The organism is Burkholderia sp. USMB20 (assembly GCF_000949135.2).
Lineage (GTDB): Bacteria > Pseudomonadota > Gammaproteobacteria > Burkholderiales > Burkholderiaceae > Burkholderia.
Genome location: NZ_JTAN02000012.1, coordinates 552521 through 573322, shown reverse-complemented (window position 1 = coordinate 573322; position 20802 = coordinate 552521). Strand labels below are relative to the sequence as shown.

General features: G+C 66.7%; 23 protein-coding genes. 9 read left to right on the top strand and 14 right to left on the bottom strand.

The window, feature by feature from the left end:
• Positions 1-64 precede the first annotated feature (64 nt).
• The 3 genes from PL79_RS15870 to PL79_RS15860 all read right to left on the bottom strand — a co-directional run bounded on the left by PL79_RS15870 (position 65) and on the right by PL79_RS15860 (position 2649).
• On the bottom strand, positions 65-994 hold the full coding sequence (locus PL79_RS15870; protein ID WP_044845645.1) for a LysR family transcriptional regulator: 930 nt from the start codon (positions 992-994) through the stop codon (positions 65-67).
• Positions 995-1182: 188 nt separating this feature from the next.
• Positions 1183-1956: an SDR family oxidoreductase gene (locus tag PL79_RS15865; RefSeq protein ID WP_044845613.1), complete on the bottom strand. Its 774-nt coding sequence runs from the start codon at positions 1954-1956 to the stop codon at positions 1183-1185.
• Positions 1957-2148: 192 nt separating this feature from the next.
• Positions 2149-2649 carry a DinB family protein gene (locus PL79_RS15860; RefSeq protein WP_044845612.1) on the bottom strand — a complete coding sequence of 167 codons (501 nt, stop codon included), beginning with the start codon at positions 2647-2649 and terminating at the stop codon, positions 2149-2151.
• Positions 2650-2860: 211 nt separating this feature from the next.
• Here PL79_RS15860 and PL79_RS15855 point away from each other — a divergent pair, with 211 nt between their 5' ends.
• Together PL79_RS15855 and PL79_RS15850 are read left to right on the top strand one after the other, a co-directional pair.
• A complete protein-coding gene (locus PL79_RS15855) occupies positions 2861-3577 on the top strand; it encodes a pseudouridine synthase (RefSeq protein ID WP_044845611.1) in 717 nt (238 codons plus the stop codon).
• 105 nt (positions 3578-3682) lie between these two features.
• On the top strand, positions 3683-3871 hold the full coding sequence (locus PL79_RS15850) for a hypothetical protein (protein ID WP_044845610.1): 189 nt from the start codon (positions 3683-3685) through the stop codon (positions 3869-3871).
• Here PL79_RS15850 and PL79_RS15845 read toward each other — a convergent pair.
• Positions 3854-4891, bottom strand: a complete 1038-nt coding sequence (locus PL79_RS15845; protein WP_044845609.1) for an NAD-dependent epimerase/dehydratase family protein — start codon at positions 4889-4891, stop codon at positions 3854-3856. The genes PL79_RS15850 and PL79_RS15845 overlap by 18 nt on opposite strands.
• 106 nt (positions 4892-4997) lie before the next feature.
• Between PL79_RS15845 and PL79_RS15840 the strand changes: the two genes are divergently transcribed.
• The 3 genes from PL79_RS15840 to PL79_RS15830 all read left to right on the top strand — a co-directional run bounded on the left by PL79_RS15840 (position 4998) and on the right by PL79_RS15830 (position 7979).
• Positions 4998-6029: a CDP-6-deoxy-delta-3,4-glucoseen reductase gene (locus PL79_RS15840; RefSeq protein ID WP_044845608.1), complete on the top strand. Its 1032-nt coding sequence runs from the start codon at positions 4998-5000 to the stop codon at positions 6027-6029.
• A 296-nt stretch (positions 6030-6325) separates the two neighbouring features.
• Positions 6326-7510, top strand: a complete 1185-nt coding sequence (locus PL79_RS15835) for an acetylornithine transaminase (RefSeq protein WP_044845607.1) — start codon at positions 6326-6328, stop codon at positions 7508-7510.
• A 13-nt stretch (positions 7511-7523) separates the two neighbouring features.
• Positions 7524-7979, top strand: a complete 456-nt coding sequence (locus PL79_RS15830; protein ID WP_044845606.1) for a GNAT family acetyltransferase — start codon at positions 7524-7526, stop codon at positions 7977-7979.
• 21 nt (positions 7980-8000) lie between these two features.
• Here PL79_RS15830 and PL79_RS15825 read toward each other — a convergent pair whose 3' ends face one another.
• From PL79_RS15825 to PL79_RS15790, 8 genes are all read right to left on the bottom strand, one after another.
• Positions 8001-8672 (bottom strand): DUF2278 family protein, encoded by a 672-nt coding sequence (locus tag PL79_RS15825; protein ID WP_044845605.1) that lies wholly within the window; start codon positions 8670-8672, stop codon positions 8001-8003.
• A gap of 270 nt (positions 8673-8942) precedes the next feature.
• The gene (locus PL79_RS15820; protein WP_044845604.1) at positions 8943-9659 is read right to left on the bottom strand and encodes an ABC transporter ATP-binding protein; all 717 of its coding nucleotides are present in this window, start codon (positions 9657-9659) and stop codon (positions 8943-8945) included.
• The gene (locus PL79_RS15815; protein WP_044845603.1) at positions 9659-10435 is read right to left on the bottom strand and encodes an ABC transporter ATP-binding protein; all 777 of its coding nucleotides are present in this window, start codon (positions 10433-10435) and stop codon (positions 9659-9661) included. The genes PL79_RS15820 and PL79_RS15815 overlap by 1 nt, the downstream gene beginning before the upstream one ends.
• A 23-nt stretch (positions 10436-10458) precedes the next feature.
• Complete coding sequence (locus PL79_RS15810) at positions 10459-11628, bottom strand: ABC transporter permease subunit (RefSeq protein WP_044845602.1); 1170 nt, start codon at positions 11626-11628, stop codon at positions 10459-10461.
• 19 nt (positions 11629-11647) lie between these two features.
• Complete coding sequence (locus PL79_RS15805; RefSeq protein ID WP_044845601.1) at positions 11648-12598, bottom strand: branched-chain amino acid ABC transporter permease; 951 nt, start codon at positions 12596-12598, stop codon at positions 11648-11650.
• A gap of 211 nt (positions 12599-12809) precedes the next feature.
• Positions 12810-13649 (bottom strand): branched-chain amino acid ABC transporter, encoded by an 840-nt coding sequence (locus PL79_RS15800; RefSeq protein WP_082088559.1) that lies wholly within the window; start codon positions 13647-13649, stop codon positions 12810-12812.
• Between the two features lie 271 nt (positions 13650-13920).
• Positions 13921-14901, bottom strand: a complete 981-nt coding sequence (gene ispH, locus PL79_RS15795; RefSeq protein WP_044845600.1) for a 4-hydroxy-3-methylbut-2-enyl diphosphate reductase — start codon at positions 14899-14901, stop codon at positions 13921-13923.
• Positions 14902-14903: 2 nt separating this feature from the next.
• The gene (locus PL79_RS15790) at positions 14904-15359 is read right to left on the bottom strand and encodes an FKBP-type peptidyl-prolyl cis-trans isomerase (protein WP_044845599.1); all 456 of its coding nucleotides are present in this window, start codon (positions 15357-15359) and stop codon (positions 14904-14906) included.
• Positions 15360-15494: 135 nt separating this feature from the next.
• Here PL79_RS15790 and radC point away from each other — a divergent pair, with 135 nt between their 5' ends.
• The 4 genes from radC to nadB all read left to right on the top strand — a co-directional run bounded on the left by radC (position 15495) and on the right by nadB (position 18682).
• On the top strand, positions 15495-16268 hold the full coding sequence (gene radC, locus PL79_RS15785; protein WP_044845598.1) for a RadC family protein: 774 nt from the start codon (positions 15495-15497) through the stop codon (positions 16266-16268).
• Positions 16269-16506: 238 nt separating this feature from the next.
• Entirely contained in the window at positions 16507-16740 is a 234-nt protein-coding gene (gene rpmB / locus PL79_RS15780; protein WP_004186391.1) for a 50S ribosomal protein L28, read from the top strand.
• A gap of 17 nt (positions 16741-16757) precedes the next feature.
• Entirely contained in the window at positions 16758-16925 is a 168-nt protein-coding gene (rpmG, locus tag PL79_RS15775) for a 50S ribosomal protein L33 (protein ID WP_006478046.1), read from the top strand.
• Between the two features lie 170 nt (positions 16926-17095).
• Positions 17096-18682: an L-aspartate oxidase gene (gene nadB / locus PL79_RS15770; protein WP_044845597.1), complete on the top strand. Its 1587-nt coding sequence runs from the start codon at positions 17096-17098 to the stop codon at positions 18680-18682.
• Positions 18683-18774: 92 nt separating this feature from the next.
• On the opposite strand, the gene nadC is transcribed toward nadB, so the two are convergent.
• Together nadC and nadA are read right to left on the bottom strand one after the other, a co-directional pair.
• Positions 18775-19656 carry a carboxylating nicotinate-nucleotide diphosphorylase gene (nadC, locus tag PL79_RS15765; protein WP_044845596.1) on the bottom strand — a complete coding sequence of 294 codons (882 nt, stop codon included), beginning with the start codon at positions 19654-19656 and terminating at the stop codon, positions 18775-18777.
• A complete protein-coding gene (nadA, locus tag PL79_RS15760) occupies positions 19653-20789 on the bottom strand; it encodes a quinolinate synthase NadA (RefSeq protein ID WP_044845643.1) in 1137 nt (378 codons plus the stop codon). Before nadA ends, nadC begins: the two co-directional genes overlap by 4 nt.
• Between the last annotated feature and the right edge of the window lie 13 nt (positions 20790-20802).

The following is a 20802-nucleotide window of genomic DNA, read 5'->3' as shown; positions in this document are numbered from 1 at the left end:
GATCGATTGGCGTCACCGGCCGGCGAATGGCGGGCGGCCCGCAGTTGCGGCCACGACGCCGCTTTCAGTCGCCGCTGCCGGCCGCGCCCGCGTCGTTCAATGCATCCGCCATCAGCTCGCCGAACCACTCGACGAACGCGTTGAGCCGCCTCGACCGATGCCGCCGATGCGGATATACGGCCGACACGTCCATCGGCGCGGCCCGATGGCCGGGCATCACCTCGACCAGCGCCCCGCTGTCGAGCAGATGCACGACGTCGAAGCGCGGAATCTGGATCAGCCCCATGCCGGCGATGCAGCTCGCGATATAGGTTTCAGCGTTGTTGACGATCACGCGGCTCGGCAGCGTCAGCGTATGCCGTCCACCGTCCGCGCAGTATTCCCAGCCGAGCTCGCGGCCGGTCGTCGGCGACGCATAGCCGATCGCCCAGTGCCCGTGCGCAAGCGCATCGGGATGCTCGGGCACGCCGCATTCGCGCAGGTAGTCGGGGCTCGCGCAGTTGATCAGCGCGAACTGCCCCAGCGGCCGCACGACGAGGCTGCTGTCCGCGAGCCGCCCGACCCGGATCGCGCAGTCGACACCCTCCTGCACGAGATCGATCGAGCGGTCGGTCGAGCCGAGCGACAGTTGCAGCTTCGGGTAGCGGCGAAACAGCGACGGCAGCGCGGGGGCGATCACGCGGCGCGCGATCCGGCTCGGCGCATCGACGTTCAGCCGCCCGATCACGTCGCGATCGCGACGCCGGAACAGCCGGTCGAGCTCGTCGGCTTCCGCGAGCAGGCGCCGGCCACGCTCCAGCAGCAGCGCGCCGTCGGCAGTCAGCTGGACCTGCCGAGTCGTACGGTGCAACAGGCGCGTGCCGAGCGCGGTCTCGAGCTGCTGGACGGCGGCCGACACGGTCGCGCGCGGCACGTCGAGTGCGTGGGCGGCCTTGATGAAGCTGCCCATCTCGGCAACCTGAAGGAAGATCCTGACCTGATCCAGCTTGTCCATCGGCAGGCGGAGAACGTGGGTTCGGACGACCGCGGCCGGCAAGCGCCGCGCGTCGCGGCCGCTTCCGGCGGCACAGATGAAACGGGCGCGCGGCGTTGTGTCCGCGCGCCCGTCCATTGTCCATGCAAACGGTCCATTGCGGGTCGCCGCGCACACGACGCCCCCGGCACGGCCCGTTACCGGGTCGATTACTTGGTCGTATAGCCGCCGTTGATCAGGATCGTCTGCCCGGTGATCCACCAGCCGTCGGTCACGAGATGACGGATGAACGGCACGACGTCCTCGATGTCGGTGAGGCCCGTCTTGCTGAACGGCGACAGCGCGGCGGCCGTCTTGTGATACGCGACCGCATCGGCGCCTTCGGCCGGGTAGAAGAACGGCGTATCCATCGGGCCGGGCCCGACCGCCGTCACCGAGATGCCGCGCGCGCCGTACTCCTTCGACGCCGCGCGCGTGAAGTGCTCGACCGGCGCCTTCGATCCTTCGTACGCCGCATAGAACGGCGTGAACGCGCCGAGCAGCGACGTCACGAGCGTGACGAGCTTGCCGTGATCCTCGAGGTGCCGCCCCGCTTCCTTGATGAAGAAGAACGCCGACTTGCTGTTCACCGCGAACATTTCGTCGTACTCGGCCTCGGTGATTTCGGTGAACGGCTTCTTCAGCACCTTGCCGACGGTATTGATCGCGATGTCGATCTTGCCGAAGCGCTGCTTCGCGTCACCGAACAGCTTCTCGACCGCGGCGGCCGTCGTCAGGTCTGCCTGGAACGTCGCGGCTTCCGCGCCGGCCGCGCGCACGGCAGCGGCCGTCTCTTCGGCCTGCGCCTGCGATGCCGCGCTGTTGTAGTGAATCGCCACCGCTTTCGCGCCGTGGCCGGCCAGGTCCCGGGCGATCAGCCCGCCGAGATTCTTGGCGCCGCCTGCGATCAGGACGACCTTGTCTGCGAGCGTATGAGTAGCCACGGTTGACTCCTGTTTGCGTTGAATGAAGCTAGGAGTGTAGGCACGCGCGACGTGCCGGTCAGCCGGGCACGGCTGGATGAATTATCCAGAAAAACGATCCAGTCAGGCATCCGGAACGGTGGGCTGCCCCACCGACGAACGCGACGAAATCCGCTCGACGCGACACGATGCACGGCCGCCGGGCCGTGCGGTTCAGCGCGCGTACAGCGCCGCGTCGATCTTGCCGAGCAGCCACTGCATGCCGGCCAGATGCTGCTGGTCGTGGCTGCACAGGTAATGGACGAGACCGCGCACGGTCAGCGCGCCGTAGCCTTCGAACTCGCCGGTGCGCGCAAACTGCCCGGGCGTGAGGCGCGACACGAGGTCGAGCGTCTCGCGCCGCGCGTCGCGAATCGCCGCGAGCACGTCGGACGCGTACGCGGCGTCGTAGCGGCGCTCGAGCGCGAGCGCATCGCCGTCGACCGACACGAGCAGCGGGTGATCTTCGTCGAGCATCCGCCGCAGCCGCACGTGGTAGCCGTCGATTTCGATGTCGCGCACGTGGCAGAGCTGCCCGAGCGGCGAGAAATGCTCGCTCGGGATCCCGCTCCAGTCGTCGGGGGTCCAGCGCGCGTAGCCGTCCGGCACGGCGGCGAAATGGGCTTCGAGCTGACGGGGGAAATCGGCGAGTGCATCGAGCGTCGTCGGATTCATGCGGCGAACTCCGTGTCGGAATGGAGACGGTGGCAGCCCGGGTACGAGCCTGCCGCCGTCGTGGCGCGACTTCACGCTGAAGCCGTACGCTCCTTGCATGCGACGTCCACTTTCCGTGAAGAACAAACGTGCGGCGCGGCGCTCCGGCAGCTTACCAGCGCGGGCGGGTTCATGCCGGTGCCGGCGCGTGGCTTGATAGAATGCGCGCGCTATGGATCTCGAAAGCATTCTCTACACGCAGGGCTTCGGCTCGCGCCGCCAGTGTCGCGGCCTGATCGAAACGGGCCGCGTCACCGTCGCGGGCGCGAGCGCGACCGACCCCGACGCGTCGTTCGACACCGACGGCCTCGTGTTCACGGTCGACGACACCGCGTGGCCGTTCCACGCCCGCGCGTATCTCGCGCTCAACAAGCCGGCAGGCTACGAGTGTTCGCGCGAGCCGCAACACCACGCGAGCGTGTTCAGCCTGCTGCCCGCGCCGCTCGTCGCACGCGGCGTGCAATGCGTCGGCCGCCTCGACCAGGACACGACGGGCCTGCTGCTGCTGTCCGACGACGGACAGTTCGTGCACGCGTACACGTCGCCGAAGCGCAAGGTGCCGAAAACCTACGTCGCCACCGTGCGCCACCCGCTCGACGACGCCCAGCTGGACGCGCTGCGCGCCGGCGTGCAGCTCCACGGCGAGCCGAAGCCGATCGCGGCGGTCGCCGCCGACGCGCGCGACACGCACGCGCTCGCGCTGACCGTCCTCGAAGGCAAATATCATCAGGTGAAACGCATGGTCGCGGCCGCCAGCAATCGCGTCGAGGCACTGCACCGCGAAAGCATCGGCGGGTTCACGCTGCCGGACGACCTGGCGCCGGGCGCGTGGCGCTGGCTCGGGGAAGACGACCTTTCAGCCCTGCGCAATCCCGTCAAAACCCTGTAAGGGAAAATCCGCACGATCGTTCGATGTCGGGCCGCGTCGCGGCCGCCCCATCCCCCGCTATACTGAAATCACAAGCTGTACGAGCAGCAATGCAGGGGAGACATCATGAACTTCAACCATTCTTTCGAACTGTCGTACGTGACGATCGCGTTCGCGGTCGTGGGCGCCATCGTGATCGGCGCGCTGCTGGCCATGATGCACATGAAGCACAAATACCATCCGAACCTGATCGGCGCGCTGATCGGCGCGCTGTTGTGCTTCCTGCTGATCGAGGCGTTACCGGCGCTGACCTGACGCGCCGCGCGGCGCGAGCGTTTGAAGGAATTCGTCTACGGTCGGATAGCGCAACGTCACGCACAATTCGGCCTTGAGCCGCGCATTGGACAGGCGCCGCGACTCGCGCATGAACGACAGGAGCGCCGGCTCGAGTTGCTGCTCGGCGTCCGCGCGGCTGATCCGCGGCGGCGGCGGCAGGCCGAACACCTGCGCGACCCGGTCGAAATATTCTCCCATCCGCAGTTCGCTGTCGTCCGACGCGTGCACGGCGCGGGCCGGCTTGCCGCGCACGGCCGCGCGACGCAGGATCGCCGCGAGATCGTCGGCGTGGATGTGGTTCGTGTAGACGTCGTCGGCCGCGTCGAGTGCCGGCGTGCCGCGCTCGAGCCGCGCGAGCGGCAGCCGGTTCGCCGCGTAGATGCCGGGAATGCGCACGATGCGCGCGGACAGCACGCCGCGCACCGTCGCCGCCCGCAGCTGACGCTCGGCCGAGACGCGCCGGAACGCGCGCGGATTCGCGGGGCGCAGCGGCTGCGTTTCGTCGATTCGGGCGCCGCCGCAGTCGCCGTAGACGCCCGTCGTGCTGGCGTAGACGAGCGTCGGCGCGCGAAGGGCGTCGGGTACAATACGCGCTTCCCGCACCGGCACGCCGGCCTGTCGGGTCGCGGCGCGCAGCGTGCGCAGCCGGCCGACCGACGACACCGCCGGTGCGGACGGCCGCCGCGCAGGCACGGACAATGCGGCGATCAGCGCACGGGTGCGGCGATCGTCGCGGCCGTCGGATTGCGGCGGCGCGAGATGCAGGATCGTGCGGGCGAGGCCCGCGATACGTCCGAGCGTCGCCCGGCGATCGAGGTCGCCGACGAGCGGCGTCGCGCCTGCCGCGCGCAGTTCGTCGCGGCGGCCCGGATGGCTCGTCAGCGCGACGATGCGCAGGGTGCGGCGCGCATCGCGCCATTGCGCGACGCAGCGCAGGCCGACGTCGCCGCAGCCGACGATCAGGACGCGCGGCCGGCGCAGGATTCGAGTCGCGATCATGTTGGTTGCGAAATCAGTAGCCACCGTTGCGCGGCGCGCAACGGGTTTGCATTGTAGCTGCCGTGCGCGATATGCACGGTCCCCACATTTTGTTCTATTTGGTTCTATGGCATTCAACGTTACTCTCAAGCAAAGCGGCCGGCAGTTCCAGGTCGAGTCGGACGAAACCGTGCTGGCGGCGGCGCTGCGCCAGAACGTCCATCTGCCGTACGGGTGCAAGAACGGCGCGTGCGGCTCCTGCAAGGGCCAGATCGTGTCGGGCCAGATCGAACAGGGCCCGCACGCCGCGTCGGCACTGTCCAACGACGAGCGCACGCGCGGCCTCGCGCTGCTGTGCTGCTCGAAGGCGCAATGCGACCTCGAGATCGACGTGCGTGAAATCGCCGGCGTCGACGGCGTGCAGGTGAAGAAGCTGCCGTGCCGGATCGCCGCGCTCGAGCGCCGCGCCGACGACGTGATGGTCGTGAAGCTGCAGCTGCCGGCCAACGAACGCCTGCAATACCTCGCGGGCCAGTACGTCGAGTTCATCCTGAAGGACGGCTCGCGCCGCAGCTACTCGATGGCGAACGCGCCGCACGAGGAAGGCCCGATCGAGCTGCACATCCGCCACATGCCGGGCGGCAAGTTCACCGACCACGTGTTCGGCGCGATGAAGGAGCGCGACATCCTGCGCTTCGAAGGCCCGCTCGGCACGTTCTTCCTGCGCGAGGACTCCGACAAGCCGATCGTGCTGCTCGCATCGGGCACCGGCTTCGCGCCGATCAAGGCGATCGTCGAGCACGTGAAGCACCGGGGCATCACGCGCCCGATGACGCTCTACTGGGGCGCACGCCGCAAGAAGGACATCTACCTCGGCGAGCTCGCCGAGCAATGGGCGCGCGAGATCCCGAACTTCAAGTACGTGCCGGTGCTGTCCGAGCCGGACGACGCCGACCAATGGACCGGCCGCACCGGCTTCGTCCATCGCGCGGTGATCGAGGACCTGCCCGATCTGTCGGGCCACCAGGTGTACGCATGCGGCGCGCCGGTGATGGTCGAATCCGCACAGCGCGACTTCACGCAGCACCACGCGCTGCCGGCCGACGAGTTCTACGCGGACTCGTTCACGAGCGCCGCCGATCTCGCGCATCCGGTCTGAGCCCCGGGCGCGCCCGCGCGCCCCGCTGCGCGCCGCCGTGTCACATCCGTGGCATCGCGGCGGTTTACAGTGGGGCGCGGGATGCCTTATGCTTGCGCACATGAACCGCTTCCTGTCCGCACTTCGACGTCGCCGCTCGCCGCTCCGCCCGGATGCCGCCGGCTCGTCACGGACTCGCGCGTAACCTACTCCTCCGCTTCACCGGTTACGCACAAGCTGTTCGACCCACCAGCCACGGCCTTCCGTGGCTTTTTTATTGCCCGTTTTCCTTTCAACGTCCGCTGGAGTCTGCTGCCATGCCCCTGAACGATTACCCGATCGACTCGCTGATGTACATCACGAACCGCCCCGACATCGTGTTTACGCACGGCAAGGGTTCGTGGCTCTACGATCACACGGGCAAGCGCTATCTGGACTTCATTCAGGGCTGGGCCGTCAACAGCCTCGGCCACTGCAACGACGGCATCGTCGAGGCGCTGAAGACGCAGGCGGAGAAGCTGCTGAACCCGTCGCCCGCGTTCTACAACGAACCGATGGCGAAGCTCGCGGGCCTGCTCACGCAGCACAGCGTGTTCGACAAGGTGTTCTTCACGAACAGCGGCGCGGAAGCGAACGAAGGCGCGATCAAGCTCGCGCGCAAGTGGGGCCGCAAGTTCAAGAACGGCGCGTACGAGATCATCACGTTCGACCACAGCTTCCACGGCCGCACGCTCGCGACGATGTCGGCCAGCGGCAAGCCGGGCTGGGACACGATCTACGCACCGCAGGTGCCGGGCTTCCCGAAGGCCGAGCTGAACGACATCAACTCCGTCGAGAAGCTGATCACCGACAAGACCGTCGCGGTGATGCTCGAGCCGATCCAGGGCGAAGGCGGCGTGATCCCGGCCACGCGTGAATTCATGCAGGCGCTGCGCGCGCTGACGAAGCAGCACGACCTGCTGCTGATCGTCGACGAAGTGCAAAGCGGGTGCGGCCGCGCGGGCACGCTGTTCGCGTACGAGCTGTCCGGTATCGAGCCGGACATCATGACGCTCGCGAAGGGCATCGGCGGCGGTGCACCGCTCGGCGCGCTGCTGTCGAAGGCCGACGTCGCGGTGTTCGAGGCCGGCGACCAGGGCGGCACGTACAACGGCAACCCGCTGATGACGGCGGTCGGCTATTCGGTGATCTCGCAGCTCGTCGCGCCCGGCTTCCTCGAAGGCGTGCGCGAGCGCGCCGAATACCTGAAGCGCAGGCTGCTCGAACTGTCGGAGGAACGCGGCTTCGAGGGCGAACGCGGCGAAGGCCTGCTGCGCGCGCTGCTGCTCGGCAAGGACATCGGCCCGCAGATCGTCGAGAAGGCCCGCGACATGCAGCCCGACGGCCTGCTGCTGAACGCGGCGCGCCCGAACCTGCTGCGCTTCATGCCCGCGCTGAACGTCACGACCGAGGAAATCGACCAGATGATGGCGATGCTGCGGTCGATCCTCGACACGCTCTAAGGAAACCGCCGCGATGGATGCCGCCGCCGATGCTGTCGCGATCCGCCCGTTCGAACGCGCCGACACCGATGCCGTGCTGGCCGTGTGGCGCGATGCGTTCCCGCAGTACGACGAAGCCGGCGCGCCGCCGCACCGCGACCCGCTGCGCTCGATCGAGCTGAAGCTCGCGACGCAGCCGGAGCTGTTCTTCGTCGCGACCCGCGGCGCGCGGGTCGTCGGCACGCTGATGGCGGGGTTCGACGGACATCGCGGCTGGCTCTACTCGTTCGGCGTGTCGAACGACGCGCGGCGGCTCGGCATCGGCCGCGCGCTGATCGCGCATGCGGAACGCGCGCTCGCCGCGCGCGGCTGCCTGAAGATCAACCTGCAGGTGCTGCCCGGCAACGACGATGCGTGCCGCTTCTATGCGGCGCTCGGCTATCGCGTCGAGGAACGCATCTCGTTCGGCAAGACGCTGCCGGCCGCGTGACGCCGCCGGCAGCCGCCACGTTCAGCGCGTGATCGGCCCCGCGTCCGGCAGCGGATTGCCGAGCGCGTCGGTCGGCACGGCCTGCTGCTCGAACGCCGCGAAATACGCGGCCCACTGCGACTCGCTCACGCGCACGATCAACGCGCCGTCCTGCCACACGTCGTTGTGATCGTTGTGGTCGTTGCCCGCGCGATGCAGGTAGTTCGAGCCTGTCGAACCCTGGTTCATGTGCGTGTCGTGGATGCCGTTGCCCTCCCTATACGTGCGGCCGAACACGACGACGTCGAGCCCCTGCGACTGCGCGGCATTGACGAGTCGCAGCAGCGACGGGATCGGCTCCGCGTTCTCGGTGCCGTCCATCACCGCGCTGGCACGCCATGCGCCCGTCTCGTTCAGGATGTCGCTGCGCAGATAGTCGAGCGCCGGCAGCGCGGTTTGCCCGGTGAGATCGGTATAGCCTTCGGCCGCGGCCGCGAGCATCGCCGTGACCGGATGATGGAAATCGTAGACGAGCTTGTAGTTCAGCAGGTCGTCCGCGTCGTTGGTGCCGACGTTGATCGCGACGTCCCAGTCGCCGGTCGGCAATGCGAGCGTCAGGTGGATGTGATACTGGATCTCGCTGCCGTGTGGCGAGCCTTTCAGCTGCGCCACCGACGTCACCTTCGCCTTCACGAAACCGTAATCCAGACTCATGGGTGCTCTCCGTGTCCCGATGGACCGACCATGCTACGCAGCCTGCGTGACGGTTGGTGGACGGCCGGTTTCGGAGGGCCTTCGCGCTACCGTGCCCCGCGCCGCATGGTCGGCGTCACTGTCGAATGCATGGAGTCGCATCCGCGCGCGCAGTTCGCCGCCGGGCGCGCCGCACGAAAAAAAAGCTGTCACGGTATCCCGTGACAGCCTTTCGAAAGCCCTTGCGCGGCACGCCGGCATCCGCCGCCGCGCCGCACCGGGCCCGCTCATTTACTCACCCAGATACGCAGCCCGCACCTTCGGATCGTCGAGCATCTGCTTCGCGTCGCCTTCCATCGTGACCGTGCCGGAATCCATCACGTAGCCGCGATCGGCCGCCTGCAGCGCGAGCCGCGCGTTCTGCTCGACCAGCAGCACCGTGATGCCCTCCTTCGAGATCTCGCGCACCACTTCGAAGATCTTCTCGACCATGATCGGCGACAGGCCCATCGACGGCTCGTCGAGCAGCAGCAGCTTCGGCTTCGACAGGATCGCGCGCGACATCGCCAGCATCTGCTGCTCGCCGCCCGACAGCGTACCCGCGAGCTGCGTCGCACGCTCCTTCAGACGCGGGAAGAAGCCGAACATCCGGTCGACGTCCTGCTTGATCTGCTCCTTGTCGTTGCGCAGGTACGCGCCCATCTGCATGTTCTCGATGATCGACATCCGCGCGAAGATCCCGCGACCTTCCGGCACCATCGCGAGGCCGCGCTTGAGCAGCTCGTGCGACGGCACGCCCTTGATCGACTTGCCGTCGTACTCGATGTCGCCCGCCGAGTACGGCTTGAGACCCGTGATCGCCTTCATCGTCGTGGTCTTGCCCGCGCCGTTCGCGCCGATCAGCGTCACCAGCTCGCCCTGGCGGACTTCCATGTCAACGCCCTTGACGGCCTGGATGCCGCCGTAGTTGACCTGCAAGCCCTTGATTTTCAACATTGCCGCTGCCATCAGTGCACCCCTGCGCCGAGATATGCCTCAATCACCTTCGGATTCTTCTGCACGTCCTGCGGCAGACCCTCGGCGATCACCTTGCCGTAATCGAGCACCGTCATCCGGTTGCACAATCCCATCACGAGCTTCACGTCGTGCTCGATCAGCAGGATCGTGCGGCCGTCCGAACGGATCTTGTCGAGCAGGCGCGTGAGTTCGACCTTCTCGGTCGCGTTCATCCCGGCCGCCGGCTCGTCGAGCGCGAGCAGCTTCGGGTCGGTCGCCAATGCGCGCGCGATTTCCAGCCGGCGCTGGTGGCCGTACGACAGGTTGCGCGACGTGTAGTCCGCGTACTGCAGCACGCCGACGTACTCGAGCAGCTCGATCGCGCGTTCCTTGATCTCGCGCTCTTCCTGGCGCTCGGCCGGCGTCTGGAACACCGCGCCGAGCAGCCCGTGCTTGGTCCGCACGTGGCGGCCCACCATCACGTTCTCCAGCGCCGTCATCCCGCCGAACAGGCGGATGTTCTGGAACGTGCGCGCGATGCCCGTCTTCGCGACCTGGTGCACCGCGGTCGGCTTGTATTCCGTGCCGTCGAGCTTGAACTCGCCGGAGTCCGGCGTGTAGAGGCCCGTGATCACGTTGAAGAACGTGGTCTTGCCGGCGCCGTTCGGGCCGATCAGGCCGTAGATCTCGCCTTCCTTGATCTGCAGGCCGACGTCGGACAGTGCCTGCAGCCCGCCGAAGCGTTTGTTCACGCCCGAGACGGACAGTCGGATTTGCTTGTCGCTCATGTGTGTATCCCCTTGTCCGTTGGTTAAGCGCGCACCGGCTTCTTGCTGTTGCGCTTCGCCAGTTTCGCGATCTTGTCCTCATGCTTCGGCGCCGGCCACAGGCCTTCCGAGCGATACAGCATGATGATCACCATCGCGAGGCCGTACAGCGCCTGACGGATCACTTCGGTGTCGACGATGTCGTGACCGAAGATCGCGTGCTGCAGCGGGCTCATCGTCGAACGCAGGAATTCCGGGAAGATCGCGAGCAGCACCGCGCCCAGGATCACGCCCGGGATGTGGCCCATGCCGCCGAGCACCACGCACGCCAGCACGACGATCGATTCCCAGAACGTGAACGACTCGGGCGACACGAAGCCCTGGAACGCACCGAACATCGCACCCGACAGGCCGCCGAACGACGCGCCCATCGCGAACGCGAGCAGCTTCACGTTACGGGTGTTGATGCCCATCGCTTTCGCGGCGATTTCGTCTTCGCGGATCGCGGCCCATGCGCGGCCGATACGCGAGTGCTGCAGGCGCGTACAGACCCAGATCACCAGCAGCGCGCAGAGCACGAACAGGTAGTAGTACATGTAGACCGACGGCAGCTGGAAGCCGAAGATCGAGTGCGTCTGCGACAGGTTGAAGCCGCCGACGTGCACCGGATCGATGCCCGTGATCCCCTTCGGGCCGTTGGTGATGTTCACCGGACGGTCGAGGTTGTTCATGAAGATCCGGACGATTTCACCGAAGCCGAGCGTCACGATCGCCAGGTAGTCGCCGCGCAGGCGCAGCGTCGGCGCGCCGAGCAGGATGCCGAAGGTCGCCGCCAGCGCCATCGCGATCGGCACGATGATCAGGAACGGGATGTGCAGGCCGTTCGGCGCGAGCGCCGCGATCCACTCGAACTGCGAGGTCAGGTGCGGCGAGCTCAGCAGTGCCGCCGTGTACGCGCCCACCGCGTAGAACGCGATGTAGCCGAGGTCGAGCAGGCCGGCGAAGCCGACCACCACGTTCAGGCCCAGCGCGAGCATCACGTACAGCATCGCGAAGTCGAGCACGCGGACCCAGTAGTTGCCGCCTGCCGAGCCGATGATGATCGGCGCCGCGATCACGAAGGCCGCGGTCAGGATGCCGATGACGACGGTCTTGGCGGTGTTGCGTTCTTCGACGAGCGACGTCGAGGATTCGATCGGTTGAATGGATGTCATGTTGTTTGCTCCCCTTCCGTTACGCGCGGTCCGCGACACGTTCGCCCAGCAGGCCCGACGGACGGAACACCAGCACGATGATCAGCACGATGAATGCGAACACGTCCTGGTAGTTACTGCCGAACACGCCACCCGTGAGGTTGCCGATGTAGCCCGCGCCGAGCTGCTCGATCAGGCCGAGCACCACGCCGCCGACCATCGCGCCGCCGAGGTTGCCGATCCCGCCGAGCACCGCCGCGGTGAACGCCTTCATGCCGGGGATGAAGCCCATGTAGAAGTGCACGTTGCCGTATTCGGACGCGATCATCACGCCGGCCAGCGCGGCGAGCGCGGAGCCGATCATGAACGTCGCGGAGATCACGAAGTTCGGGTTCACGCCCATCAGGCTCGCGGTGTTCGGGCTTTCGGCGATCGCGCGCATCGCGCGGCCGAGCTTGGTCTTGTGCACGAGCAGCAAGAGGCCTGCCATCACGATGAACGCCACCGCGATGATCACGATTTCGGTGACCGAGATCACGGCGCCGGGCGTCGTGTCGGTCGCCTTGATCACGTTGATCGGATCGGTCGGCAGCAATTGCGGGAACGGCAGCGGGTTGCGCGACCAGATGATCATCGCGGCCGTCTGCAGCAGGATCGACACGCCGATCGCGGTGATCAGCGGGGCGAGACGCGGCGCGCGGCGCAGCGGCCGGTACGCGACCCGCTCGATCGTGTAGCCCACGCACGCGCAGACGACCGCGGCGATGCCAAGGCCGATCGTCAGCGTCGCGACGTTGCCGAGTCCGGGAAAGTGGTTCTGCAGCACGGTGATCGCCGACAGGGCGACCATCGCGCCGATCATCAGCACGTCGCCGTGCGCGAAGTTGATGATGCCGAGAATGCCGTACACCATCGTGTAACCCAACGCGATGATGGCGTACACACTGCCGAGCACCAGCCCGTTGAGGATCTGCTGGACGAAAATATCCATTTAAAGCTCCTTGGCCCATGCTGCCGGAGGACGTTGCGCCCCGCGGGTAAGCGAGGAATCGCGCCTTCGCGGCGACACTGCGGGTACTAGTCGATACCGGTAAGGGTGGATCGCCCCGGCGCGCGCCGCCCGGCCTGTACGGCCGGACCTGCCGCCGGAACGGATACAGAAACGACACCGCACTGTTCCGGTGCCATCATGAGTCCCGTCGCTAAATCGTCACGACATCGAGGACGGTGTACTTGGCCTCCTTGAAGTCGTAGGGCAGCGTGCCGCAACGGCCGGTGTCCGGTTGCCCGAACGCCATGCCTTTTTCCGTCCGGGCCGGGGCGAACCCCGCGTCCGGGCAGATCAGGTTCCGCGCCGCGTCGCCCGCGGGCTCGACCACCTTGACGGCGCACATGCCGATGTCGCCAAGGGTTTGCGCTCCGATGCCGGACGCCGTCGCCTGCGGTGCAAGCGGGCCGTCCGCCGCCGCCCGCGCGGCGCCCGAACCGGCATCGCGAAGGTGGCGCCCGACTTTCGTCAGGACTGCGTCGGAATCCGTGAAACGAAGCAGACCGCCCGCCGCGACGCGATGGGTCGCGGCGACACGCTGTTTCGTCGAATCGAAATGAAAGGGAATCAGTGACATCTGCACGTCGCCTGCGTTGCCCCGAAACCCGGGCGCCCGCCGTGCGGCGCGCCCTGCTGCTGCCGCATCATGGCCGGCGGCTCGTTGTCGGGCAATCAGCTTGCCCGTCGCCCGGTCGATGGCAGCGCCGCCGGCGCGTGCTGCCCGCCGTGCCGAATGCATGCCGATCTTCGGGCCCTGCGCGTTGAAATCCTCGATCGCCAAACGTGCCCCGTTGTCCTTGTCACTGTCCGATTGCGCAATGCGGCACACCGACCGCGCCGCACGACCGGGTCCGGCAGCGCGCACGTCGCTGGCCGCCGGTACTGCGGGTGCCGCAGTCTCCCTGCCCGCCTCGTCGTCGCTCTTTTTGCTACAGCCGGCAAGCATTGCAACCGGTGCGGCGACGGACATGGCGTCAGCCAACTTCACATGCATCGAGTAGGTCTCCCGCGCCTTGCCAAAACCCGATTTCAAAGCCATTCCGGCCTGAAAACGGGCGCATTGTAACTCCATTTATAGGCCGCCAATAATCCTGATTCGATGGGGTTTTCCTGCATTGCAACCAATTTTGAGAAGCGGCTACGCGCAGCGATAGCAACCGGGTTGCACCATTGCTGTGAACAATGGTTGCATCTCGTTTTCGCGACGCAAAAAAAAAGCGCGCCGGGAGGCGCGCTTCGGGGGTATCGCGGGTGCGATGCGGCAATCAGGCGGCGGGCGGCAGGTTGAGCCCGCGCGGCAGCGGAAACGACACGTTTTCCTCGATGCCGTCGAGGGCGCGGACATTGCGCACGCCGAGCTCGCGCAGCCGCGCGATCACGGCCTGGGCGAGCACTTCCGGCGCCGATGCGCCGGCCGTCACGCCGATGCGGCGCTTGCCCGCGACCCAGGCCGGATCGATCTGGTCGGGTGCGTCGACCATGTACGCGGCCACGCCGCGCTTCTCGGCCACTTCGCGCAGGCGGCTCGAGTTCGAGCTGTTCGGGCTGCCGACGACGATCACGACGTCGCACTGCGGCGCCATGAACTTCACCGCATCCTGGCGGTTCTGCGTCGCGTAGCAGATGTCCTGCTTCTTCGGCTCGCGGATCTTCGGATACTTCGCCTTCAGCGCGCCGATGATCTCGGCCGCGTCGTCGACGGACAGCGTCGTCTGCGTGACGAGCGCGATGCGCTCGGGATCGGCGAGTGCGAGCTTCTGCACGTCCTCGACGCTTTCGACGAGATGCATGCCGCGCTCGACCTGCCCCATCGTGCCTTCGACTTCCGGGTGGCCCTTGTGGCCGATCATCACGATGTCGACGCCGTCCTGGCGCATCTTCGCCACTTCGACGTGCACCTTCGTGACGAGCGGGCAGGTTGCGTCGTAAATACGCAACCCGCGCACGTCCGCCTCGTCGCGCACGGCCTTCGACACGCCGTGCGCGCTGAAGATCACGGTGTTGCCGGCCGGCACTTCCTCGAGTTCCTCGACGAAGATCGCGCCTTTCTTCTTCAGATCCTCGACCACGTACTTGTTGTGGACGATCTCGTGACGGACGTAGATCGGCGCACCGTGCATCGCGATCGCGCGCTCGACGATCTCGATTGCGCGATCGACCCCTGCGCAGAAGCCGCGCGGCTGGGCCAGCAGGATTTCGGCATCGGCGGCGACGGTCTGCCCGGACAGCGTATCGGTGGTGCTCATGATTACAGGATTCCGATGATTTTCACTTCGAACGTGAGCGCTTGGCCCGCGAGCGGATGATTGAAGTCGAACAGCGCCGAGGTTTCGCTGACTTCCTTCAGCACCCCTGCATAGCGGCCGCCGTCCGGCGCGTTGAATTCGATCAGCTCGCCCGGCGTGAAATCGTCGCCGACCATCCCGTTCTCGCGCAGCGTCGACAGCGTCACGCGCTGGAGCATGTCGGGATTGCGGGGACCGAACCCCTGCTCGGGCGTTAGCTGAAAAGTCGAATGGTCACCGACCCTGAGCCCGAGCAGAATCTGTTCCAGCGAGGGCGCCAGTTGCCCGGCGCCGAGCAGCAGCGTGGCGGGCTTGTCGGAGAAGGTGTTGACGATGTCGGCGCCGTCGGCCAGTGCCAGCCGGTAATGCAGCGTGACATGGGAACCGGGCTTCACTTCGGATAGATCGATGATGCTCATGAATGACTCGTGTTCGTCGGCGCCCGAACTGGCCGAAAGGCCCGGCGCAAAGCCAATATTGTAAGTCACCTGAGCGCGCAAGGCTGAAAGTGCGACGACGTCGCGCACACGGCCGCCGCCAATGGAGTTTCGATCATGCCGTCATCCTCTCTCGCCGTCACGCCGGCCGAATGCCGCGACACCGCCGACGCACCGGCCGCTGCGCCGGGCCGCGTCGTCCCGATCCACCTGCGCAAGCGCCGCCCGGCCGACTGGCGCCCCGAGCGGCCGCGCGAACGGCTGCTGGAGCGCGGGCCCGCCGCACTGACCGACGACGAGCTGATCGCGCTGCTGCTCGGCACGGGCAAGCCCGGGCACGATGTGTTCGTCACCGCCCGCGCGCTGGTCAGGCAGTTCGGCACGTTGCGCGGCCTGCTCGAGGCGACCTCCGGCGACTTCGAGATGCACCCCGGCATCGGTCCCGCGCGTTCCGCACGGCTCGTCGCGGTCACCGAGATCGCGCGGCGCATGCTGGAGGAGAAGGCGCACGCGCGCCTGCAGATCGATTCGCCCGGCGCCGTCGAGGATTGCCTGCGGCTGAAGATCGGCTCGCGCCCGCACGAAGTATTCATTGCGGTGTACCTCGACGCCCGCAACGGCCTGATCGACATGGAGGAAATCACGCGCGGCTCGCTGACGCGCATGGCCGTCTATCCGCGCGAGGTCGTGCGCCGCGCGCTGCAGCAGAACGCCGCGGCGCTGATCGTCGCGCACAATCATCCGTCGGGCGCGGTCCAGCCGAGCGCGGAGGACCGCCGCCTGACGCGGGTGCTGAAAGACGCGCTCGAACTCGTCGACGTGCGGCTGCTCGATCACGTCGTCGTCGGCACCAGCGATACATTTTCGTTCGCGCGCGCCGGTTGGCTGTAGACTGTGGCCCGGCGACCCGCCCCACGGGCGCCACAACGACGATGCGAAATTGGGTTTGATTTTTCTGAACTTTTTCTGCTAGAATCGTCGTCTGTCTTTTTTCCAACCAGTTCTAGCCATCGAAGGGCCTTGTCTTTACAGGCTTCGGCGTTCTGAGTGCAGCCATGGATCACGTGGCAGTACGATGGAACCTTCATCGGCGATCGAACCCCGAATTTAGCGTATTAGGAGTGCTCTCATGGCACGCGTATGCCAAGTAACTGGGAAAGCGCCGATGAGCGGCAACAACGTTTCCCACGCCAACAACAAGACGAAGCGCCGCTTCCTGCCGAACCTGCAAAACCGCCGGTTCTGGGTGGAGAGCGAAAACCGCTGGGTGCGCCTGCGCGTCTCGAACGCCGGCCTGCGCCTGATCGACAAGAACGGCATCGATTCCGTGCTCGCTGACCTGCGCGCACGCGGCGAAGCCTAAGCCCAAGGAGCACAATCATGGCAAAAGGCGCACGCGACAAGATCAAGCTCGAGTCGACCGCTGGTACGGGTCACTTCTACACGACCACGAAGAACAAGCGCAACATGCCGGAAAAGATGGCGATCAAGAAGTTCGATCCCGTCGTCCGCAAGCACGTTGAATACAAAGAAACCAAGATCAAGTAATCTCCGGTTTCTGCCAGCCTGACGGCGACCGAAAAGCCCCGCACATGCGGGGCTTTTTGTTTTGCGCGGTTTCGCGCGCACGCTCGGGCCCGACGCGGTATGCTCTCCCCTTTCCGCGGCCAAGGTCGACGGAACGCACAAGATCTAAAGCGTAACGATGGAGATGCAGCATGAAATTCGACGTGGCGATCGTCGGCAGCGGCCTGGCAGGGCTGTCGGTCGCACTCAACCTGGCCAGCACGCGACGTGTCGCGCTGATCGCGAAACGTTCGATGATGGAGGGGGCAAGCGATAACGCGCAAGGCGGCATCGCGGCCGTCCTCGATTCGGCGGACAGCATCGAGAACCACGTCGACGACACGCTGGTCGCCGGCGGCGGGCTGTGCGACGAAGGCGCGACGCGCTACATCGTCGAGCATGGCCGCGAAGCGATCGAATGGCTGATCTCCCAGGGCGTGCCGTTCACGAAGGATGATGCGGCCGAACTCGGTTTCCACCTGACGCGCGAAGGCGGCCACAGCCACCGCCGGATCATCCACGCGGCCGACGCGACCGGCCATGCGGTGCTCGCGACGCTGTCCGACCGCGCACGCCAGCATCCGAACATCACGTTCTTCGAAAACCACCATGCGATCGACCTGATCACGTCGGACCGGCTCGGGCTGCCCGGGCGCCGCTGTCACGGGCTGTATGCGCTCGACGTCGACAACGACCGCACGATCACGATCGAGGCGCCGCACACGGTGCTCGCGACCGGCGGCGCCGGCAAGGTCTACCTGTACACGACGAACCCCGACACCGCGACCGGCGACGGCATCGCGATGGCGTGGCGCGCGGGCTGCCGCGTGTCGAACATGGAATTCATCCAGTTCCACCCGACCTGCCTGTTCCATCCGTATGCGAAGTCGTTCCTGATTTCGGAGGCCGTGCGCGGCGAAGGCGGCCTGCTCAAGCTGCCGGACGGCACGCGCTTCATGCCCGCACACGATCCGCGCGCGGAACTCGCGCCGCGCGACATCGTCGCGCGCGCGATCGACTTCGAGATCAAGAAGCGCGGGATCGACTGCGTGTATCTCGACATCAGCCACCAGCCGGAAGCGTTCCTGCGCGAACACTTCCCGACGATCCATGCGCGCTGCCTCGAATTCGGCATCGACATCGCGAAGCAGCCGATTCCGGTCGTGCCGGCCGCGCACTACACGTGCGGCGGCGTCGTCACCGATCTCGCGGGGCGCACCGATCTCGCGGGCCTGTATGCGGTCGGCGAGACGTCGTACACGGGGCTGCACGGCGCGAACCGGCTCGCGAGCAATTCGCTGCTCGAATGCCTCGTGATCGGCCGCGCGGCGGCCGAGGCGATCGAAGCGGCCGGCTTCGACGCTGCAACGCCGGCCAAGCTGCCCGCATGGGACGAAAGCCGCGTTTCGGATGCGGACGAGGAAGTCGTCGTCGCGCACAACTGGGACGAACTGCGCCGGCTGATGTGGAACTATGTCGGCATCGTGCGCACCGACAAGCGTCTCGAGCGCGCGAAGCACCGCTTGTCGCTGCTGCGCGACGAGATCCACGAGTACTACGCGAACTTCCGCGTGACGCGCGACCTGCTCGAGCTGCGCAATCTCGTCGACGTCGCGACGCTGATCGTGAAGAGCGCGTACTCGCGCCGCGAAAGCCGTGGGCTGCACTACAGCCGCGACTGGCCGCACACGCTGCCGAAGGCGCTGCCGAGCGTGCTCACGCCCCGCTCGCGCCGCTGACCGGTACGCCCTTCCCGGCTGCCGCCGCACAAAAAAAGCCGCTGGCGTCATGCGCGCCAGCGGCTTTTTTCGTCAGACGGTATGTCGCGCGGTCAGTCGACGATCCGCATCGAGTAGTCGGTCGCGCGCACGTCCTTCGTCAGCGCGCCGATCGAGATACGGTCGACGCCCGTCTCCGCGAACGTGCGCACCGTATCGAAATTGACGCCGCCCGACACTTCGAGCACGGCCTTGCCGGACGCGATGCGCACTGCCTCGCGCATCATGTCGAGCGTGAAGTTGTCGAGCAGCACCGACTGCGCGCCATGCGCGAGCGCCGTGTCGAGCTGCGCGAGCGTCTCGACTTCCACCTGCACCGGCACGCCTGATTCGAGCGCGAACGCCGCATCGAGCGCTTCGCCGACACCGCCGGCAGCCGCGATATGGTTTTCCTTGATCAGGATGCCGTCGTACAGCGCCAGACGCTGGTTCTCGCCGCCGCCGACCCGCACCGCGTACTTCTGCGCGAGCCGCAGGCCCGGCAGCGTCTTGCGCGTATCGAGGATCTTCGTGCGCGTGCCTTCGACGCGATCGACGTAACGACGCGTCGCGCTCGCGACGCCCGACAGCAGCTGCAGGAAGTTCAGTCCGTTGCGCTCGGCCGTCAACAGCGCGCGCGCCGGCCCTTCGAGTTCGCAGACGGTCGAATCCGGCGTCATCCGGTCGCCTTCGCGATAGCGCCACTGCACGACGATCGACGGATCGATTCGCGCGATGACGGCCTCGAACCACGGCACGCCGCACAACACGGCTTCCTCGCGCACGATGATGCGCGCACGGCGCCGCTCGCCGGCCGGCACGAGCCGCCCGGTCTGGTCGCCGGTGCCGACGTCTTCGGCGATCGCATCGGCGACGTTGCGCGCGATCGCTTCGTCGAACGCCGCGCCGTATTGTGCGCGGACGGCTTCGAACAGCGGAGAGACTGCGCCGGTCATGCAGCCCCCACGTTCGCGAACAGTTGCTGATCGCGCTGCAGATCGCCGCTCGCTTGCACGCGCTTCTTGTGCGCCGCGGCGAAATCGAGCATCCGGTCGATCGGCAGACGCGCGCGCGCGCCGATCGCCGGATCGACGAAGATCTCGTTGTGACCGCGCTCGAGCACGTCGGCGAGGTTCGCGAGGCCGTTCATCGCCATCCACGGGCAATGCGCGCAGCTCTTGCAGGTCGCGCTGTTGCCGGCCGTGGGCGCGGCGATGAAGGTCTTGCCGGGCGCCGCGAGCTGCATCTTGTGCAGGATGCCGAGGTCGGTCGCGACGATGAAGTGCGTCGCGTCGAGCTTCACGGCGGCATCGATCAGCTGCGTCGTCGAGCCGACGACGTCCGCCTGCGCGACGACGTTTTCCGGCGACTCCGGATGCACGAGCACCTTCGCGTCCGGATATTCGGCACGCAGCAGGTCGAGCTCGATGCCCTTGAATTCGTCGTGGACGAGGCACGAACCCTGCCACAGCAGCATGTCCGCGCCGGTTTTCTTCTGGATGTAGCTGCCGAGATGGCGATCGGGTGCCCAGATGATCTTCTCGCCCCGCGCGTGCAGGTCGGCGACGATTTCGAGGCCGATCGACGACGTGACCATCCAGTCCGCGCGGGCCTTCACGGCGGCGCTGGTGTTCGCGTAGACGACGACGGTGCGGTCGGGATGCGCATCGCAGAACGCGGAGAATTCGTCGACCGGGCAACCGAGATCGAGCGAGCATGTCGCGTCGAGATCGGGCATCAGTACGCGTTTGCCGGGGCTCAGGATCTTCGCGGTTTCGCCCATGAAGCGTACGCCGGCGACGACGAGCGTCTGCGCGTCGTGGTCGCGGCCGAAACGGGCCATTTCGAGCGAATCGGCGACGCAGCCGCCGGTTTCGTCCGCCAGTTCCTGCAGCTCGGCATCCACGTAGTAGTGAGCGACGAGCACGGCCTTTTCACGTGCGAGCAGCGCCTTGATGCGCGCCTTCAGTGCGGCGCGTTCTTCGGCGGACGGCGCCTCGGGCACTTTGGCCCACGCCTGGCCTACCCCACAGACGGTTCCCGCCGAGACCGGCCGGTCGTACTCGACGGGTTTGATCGTCGATTGCATCTCCATATCTCCT